This window comes from Arthrobacter sp. yr096 (assembly GCF_900108925.1).
Lineage (GTDB): Bacteria > Actinomycetota > Actinomycetes > Actinomycetales > Micrococcaceae > Arthrobacter.
In genome coordinates this window covers 239,201-253,803 of record NZ_FNYI01000001.1, presented here as the reverse complement: position 1 = coordinate 253,803, position 14,603 = coordinate 239,201, and the positions used below count along the sequence as shown (strand labels likewise).

The 14,603-nt window shown below is 62.9% G+C and carries 13 protein-coding genes; 5 read left to right on the top strand and 8 right to left on the bottom strand.

Annotated elements, in window-relative coordinates; genetic code table 11:
- Positions 1 to 5: 5 nt before the first annotated feature.
- Positions 6 to 1,022, bottom strand: coding sequence for an o-succinylbenzoate synthase (locus BMY91_RS01085; RefSeq protein ID WP_090817147.1), 1,017 nt, complete (start codon positions 1,020 to 1,022; stop codon positions 6 to 8).
- A 61-nt stretch (positions 1,023 to 1,083) separates the two neighbouring features.
- Positions 1,084 to 1,692: a hypothetical protein gene (locus BMY91_RS01080; RefSeq protein WP_256212517.1), complete on the bottom strand. Its 609-nt coding sequence runs from the start codon at positions 1,690 to 1,692 to the stop codon at positions 1,084 to 1,086.
- Positions 1,693 to 1,807: 115 nt separating this feature from the next.
- On the opposite strand from BMY91_RS01080, the gene BMY91_RS01075 reads away from it, so the two are divergent.
- From BMY91_RS01075 to BMY91_RS01065, 3 genes are all read left to right on the top strand, one after another.
- Positions 1,808 to 2,437 (top strand): DUF2510 domain-containing protein, encoded by a 630-nt coding sequence (locus BMY91_RS01075; RefSeq protein WP_254779929.1) that lies wholly within the window; start codon positions 1,808 to 1,810, stop codon positions 2,435 to 2,437.
- Positions 2,434 to 2,715 (top strand): hypothetical protein, encoded by a 282-nt coding sequence (locus BMY91_RS01070; RefSeq protein WP_090817137.1) that lies wholly within the window; start codon positions 2,434 to 2,436, stop codon positions 2,713 to 2,715. Before BMY91_RS01075 ends, BMY91_RS01070 begins: the two co-directional genes overlap by 4 nt.
- A gap of 62 nt (positions 2,716 to 2,777) precedes the next feature.
- Positions 2,778 to 3,830 carry a LacI family DNA-binding transcriptional regulator gene (locus tag BMY91_RS01065; protein ID WP_090817135.1) on the top strand — a complete coding sequence of 351 codons (1,053 nt, stop codon included), beginning with the start codon at positions 2,778 to 2,780 and terminating at the stop codon, positions 3,828 to 3,830.
- A 244-nt stretch (positions 3,831 to 4,074) separates the two neighbouring features.
- Here BMY91_RS01065 and BMY91_RS01060 read toward each other — a convergent pair whose 3' ends face one another.
- From BMY91_RS01060 to BMY91_RS01045, 4 genes are read right to left on the bottom strand one after another with little or no spacing between them, the layout of a single operon-like run.
- Entirely contained in the window at positions 4,075 to 5,469 is a 1,395-nt protein-coding gene (locus BMY91_RS01060) for a glycoside hydrolase family 32 protein (RefSeq protein ID WP_090817130.1), read from the bottom strand.
- A 27-nt stretch (positions 5,470 to 5,496) separates the two neighbouring features.
- Positions 5,497 to 6,369, bottom strand: a complete 873-nt coding sequence (locus BMY91_RS01055; protein WP_090817127.1) for a carbohydrate ABC transporter permease — start codon at positions 6,367 to 6,369, stop codon at positions 5,497 to 5,499.
- 8 nt (positions 6,370 to 6,377) lie between these two features.
- Positions 6,378 to 7,340 carry a carbohydrate ABC transporter permease gene (locus BMY91_RS01050; protein WP_090817124.1) on the bottom strand — a complete coding sequence of 321 codons (963 nt, stop codon included), beginning with the start codon at positions 7,338 to 7,340 and terminating at the stop codon, positions 6,378 to 6,380.
- A complete protein-coding gene (locus BMY91_RS01045) occupies positions 7,337 to 8,755 on the bottom strand; it encodes an extracellular solute-binding protein (RefSeq protein ID WP_090817121.1) in 1,419 nt (472 codons plus the stop codon). Before BMY91_RS01045 ends, BMY91_RS01050 begins: the two co-directional genes overlap by 4 nt.
- 52 nt (positions 8,756 to 8,807) lie before the next feature.
- Between BMY91_RS01045 and BMY91_RS01040 the strand changes: the two genes are divergently transcribed.
- Positions 8,808 to 9,821: a phosphatase PAP2 family protein gene (locus tag BMY91_RS01040; RefSeq protein ID WP_090817118.1), complete on the top strand. Its 1,014-nt coding sequence runs from the start codon at positions 8,808 to 8,810 to the stop codon at positions 9,819 to 9,821.
- A 29-nt stretch (positions 9,822 to 9,850) separates the two neighbouring features.
- On the opposite strand, the gene BMY91_RS01035 is transcribed toward BMY91_RS01040, so the two are convergent.
- Positions 9,851 to 10,039 carry a hypothetical protein gene (locus BMY91_RS01035; RefSeq protein ID WP_256212516.1) on the bottom strand — a complete coding sequence of 63 codons (189 nt, stop codon included), beginning with the start codon at positions 10,037 to 10,039 and terminating at the stop codon, positions 9,851 to 9,853.
- A gap of 301 nt (positions 10,040 to 10,340) precedes the next feature.
- On the opposite strand from BMY91_RS01035, the gene BMY91_RS01030 reads away from it, so the two are divergent.
- On the top strand, positions 10,341 to 11,690 hold the full coding sequence (locus tag BMY91_RS01030; protein ID WP_090817112.1) for an acyltransferase family protein: 1,350 nt from the start codon (positions 10,341 to 10,343) through the stop codon (positions 11,688 to 11,690).
- A 96-nt stretch (positions 11,691 to 11,786) separates the two neighbouring features.
- On the opposite strand, the gene BMY91_RS01025 is transcribed toward BMY91_RS01030, so the two are convergent.
- Positions 11,787 to 14,558 (bottom strand): S8 family serine peptidase, encoded by a 2,772-nt coding sequence (locus BMY91_RS01025; RefSeq protein ID WP_256212515.1) that lies wholly within the window; start codon positions 14,556 to 14,558, stop codon positions 11,787 to 11,789.
- Positions 14,559 to 14,603: the final 45 nt, after the last annotated feature.

The window sequence follows — 14,603 nt, the reverse complement described above, 5'->3', positions numbered from 1 at the left end:
TCTGGTTAATCCCCGGTGAACAAACCATGCTGGTTTCGAGCCAACGCGGAGTGCACGCGGCGGAGCCGGTCCAGCCACCAGTCCCGGCGGTCCCCCGGTGCCGCATACTGCTCCAGCAGGCCAGGGTCGGCAACGGTATCGCGCAGCTGGATGGCGCCGTCGTCGGCCACCAGCGGGTCCAGTGTGATGTCCGAAGCGAACAGCGAAACGGTGCCAAGGCCGCAGGCATAAGGGAGTGACGGCAGCGCGGCTGCGAGCGCCAAGCCGGCACGGATGCCCACGGAGGTGTCCAAGGCAGAACTTACGACGGCGGGCAGCCCGGCTTGCTCCACAATGTCCAGTGCACGCGCAACTCCCCCGAGTGGGGCGACCTTAACTACGATCAGGTCAGCCGCACCGGCCCGGGCAACGCGAAGTGGGTCCTCTTCCTTGCGGACACTCTCGTCCGCGGCGATGAGGACAGGCGCACCTGCAGACGTCAGCCGACGCCGGACCTCAGCTAGGCCCTCGATGGTGGGAACGGGTTGTTCGGCATACTCAAGCCCAGCCGCGGAGAGTTTGCTCAGCGCTTCCACGGCTTGGTCTACGTCCCATCCTCCGTTGGCATCCACCCGGATGGCAGCGTCAGGAAGGGTCTCGCGTACTGCATTCACCCTGGCGACGTCGTCCGCCAGTTCCTGCCCCCGCTCGGCAACTTTGATCTTGACGGCGTCAACCCTCCCGAAGCGCGCCAGCACCTCAGGCACCCGCTCCGCAGCGACGGCGGGAACTGTGGCGTTGACGGGGATCCTGTCCCGCAATGGTGAGGGGAAACCCAGCCAGCCCGCTTCCAGCGCTGCGGCCAGCCAGCGGGAGGATTCGTCGTCGTCGTATTCGGGGAAAGGACAGAACTCACCCCAGCCGAGCGGTCCACGCAAAAGGAGGGTCTCGCGCTCCATGATGCCGCGGAATTTCACGCGCATGGGCAGCGAGACTACGTGGGCGGAATCGAGGAGGTCTTCGAGAGAGGGAAGTGCAGGCATATTGCCACTGTACCGGCGGCCTCCCACCCAACAAGGAGCCCGTTTCGGCTATGTGGAAAAGCTACTCGCTCCAGTACTTTTGCACCCGGCCCAGGGCGTCAGCCAGCTGCTGTGCGGACAGGACGAGCAAGCTTTCCGGCATTCCCAGGGCATCCCATTTGGCCACCAACGCCGTATCCCCCTCAACCGGCAACGGCCACAACCAGTACCGACCGGTGAACTGGGCAAACTCGGAGTTGTTGCTTCCTCCACCGCCTCCCAAAGTTGTTAGCACGGGGCCAGTGACGTCGTCGGCGTCTTCGAAGGCCGACGGTCCGTGAATGGCCGCCACAGCTTTGCGTCCGTCTGCCAAAGCAACACCGATTTCCAAGCCCGTCCTGGTGTCTATGCTGGACCGCGAATTGTTATAGCTCTCCTCCACGATCTCCCGCCATTCCTGGTCCGATTCGCTGCCCCGCCGCACGGACCAGACCAGGTCCAACAAGCAACCAGTGGAGAAAACCTCCACCAGTTTCAGCACCAGGACCATCCGCTGGCTCTTGAAAACAAACCCACCAACGCGTGCGATGCCAGGCATCTCGTCCGAAGGCGGGCCGAACCACCCGGGCTGGGGAGGCTGCGGTTCACGCGGACGCGATGGCTGTTGAGGGAGGTCATCGAAAAGGCTCATGCTCCATCCATACACCGCCACGTGGCGTCTGGGGAGGGGCTCTTTGCAAGCGAGAGGCCGCAATCGCGATATTCTCAGAACCACGACTTAACGCGGGGGAATAATGACTCAATCAATGCCCGGTTCCACAACACCTCCCGGCTGGTACCCGGACCCTTCGGACTCACGTTTCGTCCGGTGGTGGGACGGACGCGCCTGGACAGCCAACCAAGCGCCCGCCCAATTCCAAGCACCGGGCCAGTTCCAGCCGCCCGTCCAGCCACCACGTCCTCAGCTCAGCCCGGACACGCCGGTGTACAACCCGTTCATCTGGGCAATAACCTTGCTGCCGCTGCTCTCCGTCCTGCTCCTGCTCACCTGGCAGCCGGAGTTCAGGATGATGACCACGCGGCAGGGCGTTACCACCATGGACCCCTTCTCCATGTACACCCCCGGCTATTTCCTGCTGATGGGCGCAAGCTTCCTGTCCTACGGGCTTTCAGTGCTTTTCGCTTTCCTGGACCGTCAACGCCTGCTCAAGTCCGGCGTCGTCCGTCCCTTCCACTGGGCTTGGGCGTTCCTCAGCTCACTGGTGTACGTGATCGGCCGCTCTGTGATCGTCAACAAAGTGGCGCCCAAGCGGGGGCTGTGGCCGGTGTGGGCCAGCATCGCCGTGATTGTTATCAGCCTGGTGGTTACCGGCATTTGGATGTCCAACTTCATGCAGTCGATGTACTCGCAGTTTGGGTACTCGGTCAACGCATGACAGCAGCGCCCGGCTGGTATCCCCCACCGGACACACCACGCCCTTTGCTGGCCACAGATCAGGCAGTTGGCAACCCGTTCATCTGGCTACTCGCATGTCTGCCCTTTGGCGTGGGTAGCCTGATGGTGTCCTGGAACCCAGAGGTGCATAAGGTGGCACCACGAAGAGGGCTGTGGCCAATTGCAGTCATCGTTGCCGCGTGGGGCCTCTACATCGTCGCTGGGGTCGCCAAGGCGCTGCCCTTCATGCAGTCAGTGTTCTACGAACTGGGGTACTGAAAGCCCGATTCCCTCACACGCGTTAGGTAGACTGCTGACAATAAAGGACGAAAGGACTGTCAATGAACCGCAAGGCCACCGCGCTGGATGTCGCCAAGAAGGCGGGTGTCTCCAGGAGTGCGGTCTCGCTGGTTTTGAACGGTCGTGGCGACGGGAACGTGGCCAAGGAGAGCCAGGACCGAATCCGGCAGGCGGCTGAGGAGCTCAATTACTCCCCCAATGCCATCGCCTTGAGCCTCCGAAATCAGCGGTCGCGCGTGATCGGCATCCTGTCCGACGAGGTGGTGGTCAGCCCCTTTGACGGCAACATCATCGGTGGCGCCGACGACGTTGCCCGCGCCCGCGGATTCGTCACCGTGGTCATGGACACTGAACGCGATACCGCCAGGGATGCGAGCGCCATCGAAACCCTCCTGGACCGGCAGGTTGATGGGCTCATGTACGTGACCGTGGGCCTGAAACCGATCGAGGTTCCGCACGGGATGCTCCGCGTCCCCTCGGTCCTGGCCAATTGCTACGACGAGCACCCCCAGCCGCAGTTGCGCCATGTGATTCCGGACGAGATCACCGGCGGCAGGGAGGCCACTGAGCACCTGCTGGAACTTGGCCACCAGGACATCGCGCTGCTTGCCGGGTTAGAGGATTCGCCCGCGGCCCCTCTGCGCGTTCAGGGTTACCGTGACGCGCACGCCGCGGCCGGGCTACCGGTCCTTGAGGACCGGATCTTCATGGCCGGCTGGGACATCGACGCCGGCTTCCGCGGCGCCATGAAAGTGCTCGACGGCGTGTCCCCCGCCGATCGGCCCACAGCCATCATGTGCGCGAACGATCGCCTGGCGGTGGGCGTAATCCTCGCCGCCGCGCGTCTTGGACTGAGAGTTCCTGAGGACCTGTCCATCATGGGCTACGACGACGAAACCCGGATCGCCGACACCATGGTTCCCTCCCTCACCACCATGGCGTTGCCCCTACGGGAAATCGGCCGTGCCGCAATGACCACGCTGCTGGACGCGATCGAGGGCACGGGCGAACCAAGACAAGAGACTCCGATCGAAACCATGGTCCCCTGCCGTCTCGTGGTGCGTGAGTCGACAGGCCCCGTGCCCACCCGCTGACACACGCCTTCGTTGTGAGGCCCACTCTGCGCCCCAAAACAACCCGGAAACACGCACAGCAGGCCCCACAACACACCCCACCCACGTTGCGAGGCCCACTCTGCACCCCAAAACAACCCGCAAACACGCACAGCAGGCCCCACAACGCACCCCACCCACGTTGTGAGGCCCACTCTGCGCCCGAAAACAACCCGGAAACACGCACAGCAGGCCCCACAACACACGCACGACGCCGGCCTGCCGCCTAGGCCGGCAGGGTCAACTCCCACACGTCGGCAGTCGCGCCCGTGGGCAGGGTGAGCTCCCATTCCTCCCCCGGAGCAGGGTAGGCACGGAGCGTCGTGGCCACGGAGCCGGATCGGTACACCTCCACGAGGGATGCATCCAGGAAGATCCTCAGCTCCTCCCCGGCAGCCACTGATCCGGAGTAGACCACTTGAGCATCGGCCCCCGATCCGAGCACCAGCTCCACGAGGCCTGACGTGGCGGCAGAACCCCGAACCAACACCTCGGCGAACCCCGGAACAACAACCGAACCGGCAACGCCCGAGGCCACAGCGGCACCCCGGTAGGCGTCAATTTCCGGCGCCGGAGAAACAGCGAGCGCCCCCTCAACCACGGTTAGAACGCGCGGATGCGTCAACACGCCCGCCCAGCCGGCCTGGTCGATTTCTTCCTGGGTGCGGCCACGGCGACCGTCCCGGCCGGGGCCCTCGTTTGCCCAGCCCCACAGCAACGCCGCGGGCTCAGACCCCATCTCAGAATCGGAACCGAGGGCAGGAAGCTGCACGATCTGCGGGGCGTAAAAGTCACGGCCCAGATCGGACTTCCCGCCGGAGGAAGGCACAAATACCGGCAACCCTGAGACGGGATCCCCGGTCAACGAACCGATCAGGTGCCCCACACCGTTGGCGTGCTCGTGATCGTCACCGGAGAGCCACAGGGAGAACATCATCACCCATTCGCCCGAAGGCACCTGAACCAGCTGCGGGCACTCCCAGATCTCAGCCGGGGTGTGGGAAGCCGCCACAGGGTTGGCCGTGGTCAGCCAGATCCCTTCGTATTTCCAGTCGTTCATGTCCTCCACGGTGTACAGCAGCAGTGCAGCGCGCCCGTCGGCCAGGCCGGCGCCTTGCATGGCGTACCGACCACCGTTGAAGCGGAAGATGAAGGGGTCTCGCACGGCGGTCACCAGGGGGTCGTTAGGCATCGAGGCCGCAACATGCCCGTCTTGTTCCCATGTCACCAAGTCAGAGGAACCCCGGGCAATCACCACCTGCGAATGGCCGCCATGATCCTTGACTCCGGAGTACGCCGCCGTCGGCACCCCGTCATCAGTGGTCACCACTCCCGTCCAGCACCCGGCCGAATCGGGCCCGCCGTGCTGGGGCGAAAGCGCCACAGGGTGCTCTTCCCACCCCACCAGGTCCGGGGAGCTCACGTGGCCCCACTGGATCTGCGAGTGCCGAGCGGAGAGGGGGTTGTACTGGAAGAACACGTGGTAGCTGCCGTTGATGTAGCTGACGCCGTTGGGATCGTTGATCCAACCCTGCGCCGGACGGGGGTGGAAGCGCGGGAACGCGGGATCCGGGTGCGTCGCAGCCATAGCCAGCGAGTCAACAAGTGCAAGGTCCGTCATGGAAGCCCTTTCAGGGAGAAGAGAAGATTACTTACCCGTGCCTGCGGTGAGTCCGTCCTGCAGCGCACGCTGGCCGAACATGAACACCACCAGCGCGGGAATCATGGAGAGGACAACACCGGCCAGGACCACGGAGATACTTCCGGTGCCGAGGTTGCCTTGGAGCGAGACCAAGCCCAGGGGCAGGGTGAAGTTCTGCTCCGAGATGGTCATGATGAGTGGCCGGAAGAACTCGTTCCAGTGGAAGTTGAACGCCAGGATGCCCACGATCGCCAGGCCGGGCATGGCCAGTGGGGCGTACACGGAACGGAAAGTCCGCCACGGCGAGGCTCCGTCGATGGCAGCCGCTTCAGCGAGCTCGCCCGGCAACCCCATGAAGTACTGGCGCATCAGGAAGGTGCCGAACGCCGTCGGGATGGCCGGGATGATCAGTGCCAGCAGGGTGTCGGAGAGTCCCACGCCGCGGATCAACATGAAGACGGGCACAATCGTCACCTGCGCCGGGACCATCATGGTGGCCAGCACAATCGAGAACAGTGCACCGCGCCCCTTGAAGCGAAGATACGCGAAAGCGTAGCCGGCCAGTGCTGCAGTAAGCATCTGCCCGACGGCGATCAGTCCGGTCACCAACGCACTGTTCACCACCAGGGCCACAATGTTGAGCTGCTTGAAGACCTGCGTATAGGAGGTCAGGTCCGGGTTCAGCGGCAGGAACGCGGGCGGCAGTTTGAAGGATTCCGACGGCGGGCGCAAGGAGGTGGACAACGTCCACAAAACCGGCCCCAGGACAAAGACGGACGCGATCAGCAGGACGGCGACGCGCACGGCCACTGACCAATCGCGCTTCTTCCGCGTGACAACGGGCGCCGTGGTGGTGACACGTTCTTGAATGGTGGTCATGGCGGGCCTCACTGGTAGAAGACGAATCGTTTGCTGAGCCGGAACTGCGCGGCGGTGATGGCCATGATGATGAGCGTCAGGATCACGCCGATCGCCGAGGCCTGGCCGAACTCAAGGCGTTGGAACGCGGACTCGAAGATCACCATCACCGCTGTGCGCGTTGAGTCGCCGGGTCCGCCACGGGTGAGGACGTAGGGCTGGTCGAACACTTGAAGCGCGTTGATGATCGCCATCACCGAGGCCACCAGGGTGGTGGGGCTCAGGAGCGGCAGCGTGACGTAGAAGTGCTTGCGGAAACCGGTAGCGCCATCAATGGACGCGGCCTCGTAGGTCTCCACTGGGATCGAGGCCAGGCCGCCGATGAACAGCAGGAACGAGAACCCGAAGTTCTGCCACACGTACACAAGGATCACGACGGCGGCAGACCCACCTGGCGTCGTCAGCCACGGCACCGCGGGAATCCCCACCAGGGAGAGCATCCAATTCACGACGCCGAACTGCTCGTTGAAGAGGTAGCGCATGAAGATCGCTACCGATGCTGCGGAGAGGATCAGCGGAAAGAAGAAGGCCGAGCGGAAGAACACCCGCAGCCAGGCGGGGAGCTTTTCCTGCACCATGATCGCCAAGCCCAGGGCCAAGCCCAACTGCAGTGCCACGGCCACCACCACGAACACGATGGTGTTCAGGAACGAGACCCGCACCGTGGGGTCCTGGACTACCTCAGCAAAGTTGTCGAAGCCCACGAACGTCGGCGCGGAGATGATGTCCCACCGGAAGAACGCGAGCGCGATTGAAGCGACAATCGGCAGCAGGGTGAAGATGCCCATGCCCACGATGGTGGGGGCCAGGAAGGCCCAGGGCAGCCAGCGCTGCTGCACGCGCCCACGCTTGGAGGTTGTACCGCCCTTGTGGGCGGGTTTACGGCCCGGCTCGCTGCCCGTTCCAGTGGGCGTACTGGTTGCGGTGCTCATGGCTGCCTCCTCAGGGCAAGTTCAAGGTCACGCTGCATGGCAGTGAGCGCGTCCTTGAGTTGGCGCTCGTCGCCGCTCACAGCCAGGCTGACGTTTTTCATCAGGGCGGTCTCGACGGCGGCCTGCTGCGGTGGCGCCGGAATGGGACCTGTGCAGGGGAAACGGTCCAGGGTGTCGTAGAAGACCTTCCAGTTCCGCGGACCGGTTCCCGCGTAAAGCTGTTCGTTGACCATGGACCGCCGGGCCGGAGTCGTGTTCGGGGTAGGGAACACAATCTGCATGGCTTCAAGGCTGGAGCTGAACTTCACCCATTCCCAGGCGGCGTCCTTATCCTTGGCGGTTTTCATGATCGCGTAGCCGGCCGTGCCGAACTGGTGCCGCTGGGTCCGCCACTTCGGGAAGAACTGGACGTCGAAGTCGTTCTCCGTCATGCCCGCCTCGTGGAGGCCTTGCACCCAATAGCCGCCCGCCGGCGTCGTACCTATCCTGCTGGAGGCGAAGAGGCCGATCAGCGCGCTTCCGCCTCCTTCCTCGGGCCGCACACCCAGCCCGTCCTTGACCAGTCCGCGGAGGTAGTCGAATGATTCGAAAACGCGGGGATCGTCGGCGTTGGGTTCGAGCCATTGGTAGCCGCCGGAGCGGAGGCTTCGCGAGGGATCGTTGGCGTAGAAGCCATCCCACAACCATTCGCCGCCCGGGGACTTGGTTTCCTTGAGGAAGCTGGTCTCGTTGGCGTACAGCCACGGCACCACTCCGCCGAAGAGGCGGTTGGTCCAGTAGTACGGAGTGAAATCGGCCGGTTTGGCCTTCTTCATGGCGGCGAGAGTGCTCCGGAAGTCGGTGTGCGTCCAGTCATCTGCCGGGCGTTCAAGCCCTGCTGCACGGAGGGAAGCGGTGTTGTAGTACATGTTGGCCGCGTTCCAGTCGATGGGGAGCTGGAACAGGCTGCCTTTGTACATGAACGCTTCAACCAGGCTTGGATGAACGTCCTCGAAGTACTCCTTCATGTCCGCGGCATCGCGGCGCAGGTACTCATCCAGCGGGTGGGCAAGCTTTTCGGCGAACAGCTGGGCGCCTTCCGTGGCCACATACACCACGTCCGGCGGAGTGCCCGCGGCCACCATGGTGAGGATCTTGGTGAAGAAATCCTTCCAGTCCACGGCTTGGATGGCCTGAACCTTGACCTTGATTTCAGGGTGGACTTTGGCGAAGGCGTCAATAACCTTCTGGCGGGCGGCAGCGTCCGCGGCAGTGCCCATGATCGCGATGCTGAGGCTGTTGTCTCCCCGGCCCGGAATGTCTGCTCCGGTCAAGCGCGGCCACGACGCCGCGGTTACTCCAACAATCCCGGCGCCGAGGGCTGTGAGGGCACTTCTGCGTGTGAATTGACGCAAAGCCCCATTGGTTCCCGACATGTAGATTCCCTTTCCTAACACGTGTTAGGAAGCCTAATCCGCCACCTAACACGTGTCAAGCGTCACAGGAATGTTGCACACGTCTCACCGGACCCCGCCACGCGAAGGCGATGCTCACACCAGCCATCCAGAGAACTGTGGCACCCTAGACAGAATGAGTTCCCAGCAATTCCGCACCAGCGGGAGGTCGAGCAAGCGGCCGCTTCAACGACGCGACGCAGGCGCCGGCACAGGTCTTTTGTTCGTCCTGGCCACCATCGCCAGCATCGTTGGCCTGGCCGCGACGTACTACTTCTTTGTGCGCACCACCATGGGGCAGTTCATCGACGAGTCAGCTCTCGTCGAAGCCACAGTGCTGAGCGGAACGGCCGGCAGGGCCTCCACCGAATTCCTGGACATGCTCCCCATGCTCTCGCTGGCGATCGCCACGGTGATGGTGCTCTTCGTGACCGTTGCACGGCGTCGCTGGAGGGCGGCGGGAATCGCCGTGGCCGCGTGCATCGCCGCCAACGCAGCCACCCAGATCCTCAAGTTCCTCATCCCGGACAGGCCCGATCGCGGCGTGCAGACCCTGGAATTGAATTCACTGCCGTCCGGGCACACCACGCTTGCCGCCTCCGCCGCAGCCGCCGTGTTCCTCATGGTCTCGCCGCGCTGGCGCCCCTTGGCAGGATTCCTCGGCAGCTCCTTCGCTGTGGCAACAGGCGTTTCCACGCTCATCAACCAGTGGCACCGCCCGGCGGATGTTGTGGCGGCCTTCCTGGTAGTGGGTGCCGTCATGCTCCCTGCGGGCTGGCTCATCCTGCGCACCGGCAGCAGTTGGAACGTCTGGAAGGGATACGGCGAACACTGGGCCGCGTCCCGCATCTGGGTATGGCTCACAGTAGCCGCGCTGGTAATTGCGATCGCGGTGGCGGGCTACTCACTGATGCAGGTCATGCCTGGCTTGAGCACCGACAGCACCATCGATTACTTCTGGGCAGGGACCGCATTCATCGTCATCGCAGGCTATCTTTCAGCCCTTGGCGGGACATGGCTGTTCGGCTTGGCGGCGCGGAAGGCCTAGTGCCGCCAGAAGTCGACGGCGGTCCACCCTTAGTCTTCGGGGCCCACTGAGTCGAAGAACCGGGGAGCCTCCCCGGCGGCATCCCGACTCCCCCGGGCCTGCTCCTGAATGAAGAGGCGATCATCGGCGGTAAGCGACGTGCCGCCATGGATGTCCACGGCGCCGTCCTCACCCGTTTCCCCATTGAAGATTGCCGTCATGGTCCGGGGCACAATCATGCTTCCAGGGTTATCCATGAGCCACCGCTGTGTGTCCGGAGAAAGCTGAGTCCAAAATTCCCTGATGTGCATGATGATCAGCGCTGCCGTTCATTGATTGAGGGGCTTGGAGGACTCCCATAATGCGCTGCAACAAACACTCGGGGCTTGGTACGGGGTCCTCTTTCTTCAGGCTACGCCCGACAGACCGATCGCGAGCCATAAAGGGCAACTTTTTCCAGGATGACGTCGACGATATGCCACGCATGCATTACAGTTAGTCCATTCGATGGACAAACAATGGCAAATCCCAGGAGCACCCATGCCTTCCACCCTTCGGCCCGATTCCACCAGCCGCACTGCGCTCACTGACGCCGTTCCCGCATCCCGCGACTTGGTGGTGGATTTCATTCGCGTCGCCTGCATGTTTGCTGTGGTGGCCGTCCACTTACTCATGATGGGCATCAGCGTGGACCAATCCGGCATCGGAGTGGGTAACCCGTTGACCTCCTTGAGCTGGTTCGCACAGGGAACCTGGTTTGGGCAGGTCATGCCGCTCTTCTTTGTGGTGGGTGGCTTCGCGTCGCTGACCTCGTGGCGCAGCTTGCAGCGCAAGGGCGGCGATGCCGGGGATTACCTACGGAACAGGGTTCTGCGACTGGTTCGTCCTACGGTGGCCCTGTACGTGTTCCTCGCCATAGCGTTGTGGTGCGCGACGGCGGTTGGCGTCCCGGGCGATCTTCTCGCAGTGATCGCTGCGGGCGCCGGAGTGCAGTTGTGGTTCCTCGCCGCATACCTGATCTGCCAGGCCATGGTGCCCACTTTGGCCAAGCTCCACGGCCTGGCACCGTACCGGACCCTCGCAGCGCTGGCTGCGGGCGCCGTCGTCGTTGACGTTGTTCGCTTGGGCTTGGAGCGCAACCCCTGGGGCTTCGATTCAAACCCGGTCGGGCTGCTGAACATGGTGTTCGTCTGGGGCTTGCTGCAGCAGCTCGGGTTCTTCTACGCTGACGGCTTCTTCGATCGGATTGCCCGGTGGAAGCTGATCCTGGCCGCGGTTGCTTGCTACATGACGCTGATTCCGCTCACCCACATGGGGCCCTACCCCGTGGATATGTTGACCAGCCAGAACCCACCCATGTTCCCGCTCATCCTGGTGGGTTTGGCCCACGTACTGCTGGTGAAGGCCGTGTACCCGGTCCTGCAGCGGTGCGTGCACGTTGGCTGGGTGCAGAAGGTGATGTTCGTGGTGGGCAGCAGGGCGATGACCATTTACCTGTGGCACCTGCCGTTGATCATCGCAATGTTCGGGATCGCGCTGGTCCTTCGGCTGCCGTTCCCTGAGCCGGCCAGCACCGAGTGGTGGCTCAGCAGGCCCCTGTTCTATGGTGCGGCCTGGGCCTTGGTGCTCCTGGTTTCAACCCCGCTGGTCCGCTTGGAACTGGCCAGTACTGCGTTGGCGCCAGGAGCTGCCCGGCCTGCCATGTGGCGCATCCTGATGGGGACAGCGTTGGCGATCATCCCGCCGTTCGTGGTGATGAGGCAGGCCCTGGACGTCGCCAATGCAACGTGGGGCTTGGTTCTTCTGGTCATTGCTGTAGCCCTGGTGACCGGCAAGGTTCCGGATCGCGCGTGGAAGACTCCAGTACCGGTGGGGCCTCGAGCGTCCTGATCTTCTTTGATGCCAAACGGCCGCGGAGCAACCTGATGAGGTTGCTCCGCGGCCGTTGCTGTGTCAAACAGGATCGTGGCGCTCCGGCCCTATCACCTAGGGCATGCGGTAGAGGAAGGCTGCCATCGCGTCACGGTTGATCGGAGACAACGCCCGGTAGGTGTAGGCGCCGTCTGACTCCAGCCAACCCGACGAGATCTTCTTGTCGGCCATCCACGCCATCTCCTTGTAGAACTGCTGAGTGGTGTACACATCCTGGAACGGCGAGGTTGTGGGAGCCTCGAAGTCCGGGCTGTTGGCCAAACGGTAGAGGAACGCTGCCATAGCGTCGCGGTTGATCGGCGTCAGCGGCTTGTACGTGCGTGAGCCGTCACTTTCCGTCCAACCGGATGAGATGCCCGTTTCAGCCAGCCAGGACATCTCCTTATAGAACTGCTGCGTGGTCAGCACGTCCTTGAACGGGGACTTTACCGGCGGTGTGTACTCCGGCGAGCCAGCCATGCGATAGAGGAATGCGGCCATGGCGTCACGGTTGATGGGCGTCACCGGACGGTAGGTGACCGACTTATCTGTTTCAAGCCATCCCGTTGAGATCTTCCTGTCGGCAAGCCAGGACATTTCCTTATAGAACTGCTGGGTAGTGAGGACATCCTTGAACGGCGACGTGGCGGGGGCGGTGAAATCGGGACCCTTGGTGCTGAAGTATGCCGACCACCCCGAAGTGGCGCCGGCCTTCAGGAGGTACCCAGGCTTGGCCGTGGCTGTGACCTTCATCTGTCCCCTGGCGGGGTAGGTACCAGCCGCGACCGCCTTGCCGCTCACCTGATACTCCACACCGTTGGACTCGGGAATGGTGTACTTGTCGTCGCCCATGTAGGAATGATCCTCGAAAACGACCTGTGCGGGTGTAGCCGCTTTGTCGGCGCCAAGCACGTTGATGGTCGGGGCGCTCGTGGTCGACGTCGGTGCGTAAGCAGTCTTACTTCCGGACACTGTGACCCGCAGAGGCTTGCCCGCGTCTGCTTCCGTAACCTCGTACTCGGGGGCAGTGGCCCCTTCGATCGGGCTTTCGGCACGGCTCCATTGGTAGGTCAACTCGACCGGAGCCGGCTCCCACGTCCCTGTCTCTGCTTTCAGCACGCTTCCCACGTATGCGGGCCCGTCGATGACGGGAACACTGGCGTTGATGGTTCCCGGCCCCACTTTGGCCGTTGGCACCGAGGTCGCTGTGACTTCGTCAAAGTGAACTTTGTTAGCCGTGACTTTCACCGTCATTGCGGCGTTCAGGTCTCCCGGGACCACATTGTAGGAGGAACTCGTAGCGTCCGGGACGGGTACGCCATCCCGAAACCACTGGTACCCCCATCGAACAACATCATTACCTGCAGGTCCCCAGTTGCCTGGGAGCGCATACAAGACCGAGCCCACACTCAGATCACCACTGATGGTGGGAGGGACAGCCACCAAAGGGGTTGCATCCCACTCGGTTTCCCTCAGAGCCAACCTGGCGTCAACCACGTTCACCCGGCAGCTGAAGTAGGTGCATCCGAGGTCTTGGGCGGTCGTGATGAGTCGTCGTTCAATATCTGCGGGAGTGGAGGCCGGCATCCGCGCCAGCATGAGGGCAGCGACGCCCGCCACATGCGGAGCCGCCATGGATGTGCCTTCTTTGAGGTAGTAATCCTCGACGCCGGGTCGGTCGGTTCCGTTGTTCAGCGTGGACACGATGCCATCTACCGCTGCCTTGCTCATCTCGCCACCGGGAGCATAGAGATCCACGGATCCGAAGTTCGAGTAATCGGCTTTGGCATGTGTTCGTGTGCTGGCGGCTACGGTAATCACGTTTTGGCAGTTTGCCGGGCTGACCTGGGCGGCGTCCACGTTCTCGTTGCCAGCAGCAGCAACCACTACAGCTCCCTTGCTGCGTGCAAAGTTAATAGCGTTTTGGTACGTCGTGGAACATGTGGCCTTTCCGCCCAAACTCAAGTTGACCACCCGGGCGGGATTTGCGTTCGCGGGCACCCCGGTCACGGTTCCACCGACGGCCCATCGGATGCCGTCCGCGATGTCAGAGGTGTATCCCCCGCACGTTCCGATAGCCCGGATCGGGACAACTTTCGATTTCGGAGCGACGCCCGCAACACCCTTCCCGTTGTCAGCAACAGCGGCGATGATGCCTGCGACGTGCGTTCCGTGCCATGAGGACTTTGTCCCAGGCTCCCCAGCAGCGCACTGGCCATCAAAGGTTGTGTCACCCTCGTCCTGGGGGTTGGAGTCCCGGCCATCGCCGTCACGGGAAGTGTCGAGGTCCGCGATCATGTCATAACCCGGAAGGATATTGGCATCGAGATCGGTGTGCTTGAGGATGCCGCTATCAATGACAGCAACCACACTGCCTTCACCTTCGCTGAAGTCCCAGGCACCAAGGATGTCGATTCCCGCGCTCCCGTCGCCAAGCGCCCACTGCATGTCGTAGTACGTGTCGTCCGGTGCGCTGGCGAATGACCTCATGATGACGTCCGGTTCGGCGTACTCCACGCTGGGGTCGGCCTCCAGGGTTTCAATGACGTCACCGACCTCGTCCGCGGTAAGCTTCCGGTCCGTTTTGACCACCTGTTCGCCTGCGGCCGTGGTTCGAACGCTTTCAACCTGTCCGCCGAGATTATCGGCGATACGGTCCAGGGAACTACGGCGATCAGCAGACTGAATACCTGCACGCTCGTTGAACTTCACGATGAACTGATCGGTCGGTGCTGGCGCCGCAGAGACAGTTTCCGACAGCGGTGCAGCACTGGGCACGGGCTCATCGTCGGCAGCAGCAGCAGGAAGAGCCGGCAGCACGGCGCCGGCCATCGCGATTACAACCATCAGTAATACTCGAGAGCACACGCTGGCTCTCCGTCGGTTCTGCAT

What these genes read in the sequence shown, in the direction of transcription:
- BMY91_RS01085 (WP_090817147.1), bottom strand. Translation starts at nt 1,022, where the DNA reads ATGCCTGCACTTCCCTCTCTCGAAGACCTCCTCGATTCCGCCCACGTA.
- BMY91_RS01080 (WP_256212517.1), bottom strand. Translation starts at nt 1,692, where the DNA reads ATGAGCCTTTTCGATGACCTCCCTCAACAGCCATCGCGTCCGCGTGAA.
- BMY91_RS01075 (WP_254779929.1), top strand. Translation starts at nt 1,808, where the DNA reads ATGCCCGGTTCCACAACACCTCCCGGCTGGTACCCGGACCCTTCGGAC.
- BMY91_RS01070 (WP_090817137.1), top strand. Translation starts at nt 2,434, where the DNA reads ATGACAGCAGCGCCCGGCTGGTATCCCCCACCGGACACACCACGCCCT.
- BMY91_RS01065 (WP_090817135.1), top strand. Translation starts at nt 2,778, where the DNA reads ATGAACCGCAAGGCCACCGCGCTGGATGTCGCCAAGAAGGCGGGTGTC.
- BMY91_RS01060 (WP_090817130.1), bottom strand. Translation starts at nt 5,469, where the DNA reads ATGACGGACCTTGCACTTGTTGACTCGCTGGCTATGGCTGCGACGCAC.
- BMY91_RS01055 (WP_090817127.1), bottom strand. Translation starts at nt 6,369, where the DNA reads ATGACCACCATTCAAGAACGTGTCACCACCACGGCGCCCGTTGTCACG.
- BMY91_RS01050 (WP_090817124.1), bottom strand. Translation starts at nt 7,340, where the DNA reads ATGAGCACCGCAACCAGTACGCCCACTGGAACGGGCAGCGAGCCGGGC.
- BMY91_RS01045 (WP_090817121.1), bottom strand. Translation starts at nt 8,755, where the DNA reads ATGTCGGGAACCAATGGGGCTTTGCGTCAATTCACACGCAGAAGTGCC.
- BMY91_RS01035 (WP_256212516.1), bottom strand. Translation starts at nt 10,039, where the DNA reads ATGATTGTGCCCCGGACCATGACGGCAATCTTCAATGGGGAAACGGGT.
- BMY91_RS01030 (WP_090817112.1), top strand. Translation starts at nt 10,341, where the DNA reads ATGCCTTCCACCCTTCGGCCCGATTCCACCAGCCGCACTGCGCTCACT.
- BMY91_RS01025 (WP_256212515.1), bottom strand. Translation starts at nt 14,558, where the DNA reads ATGGTTGTAATCGCGATGGCCGGCGCCGTGCTGCCGGCTCTTCCTGCT.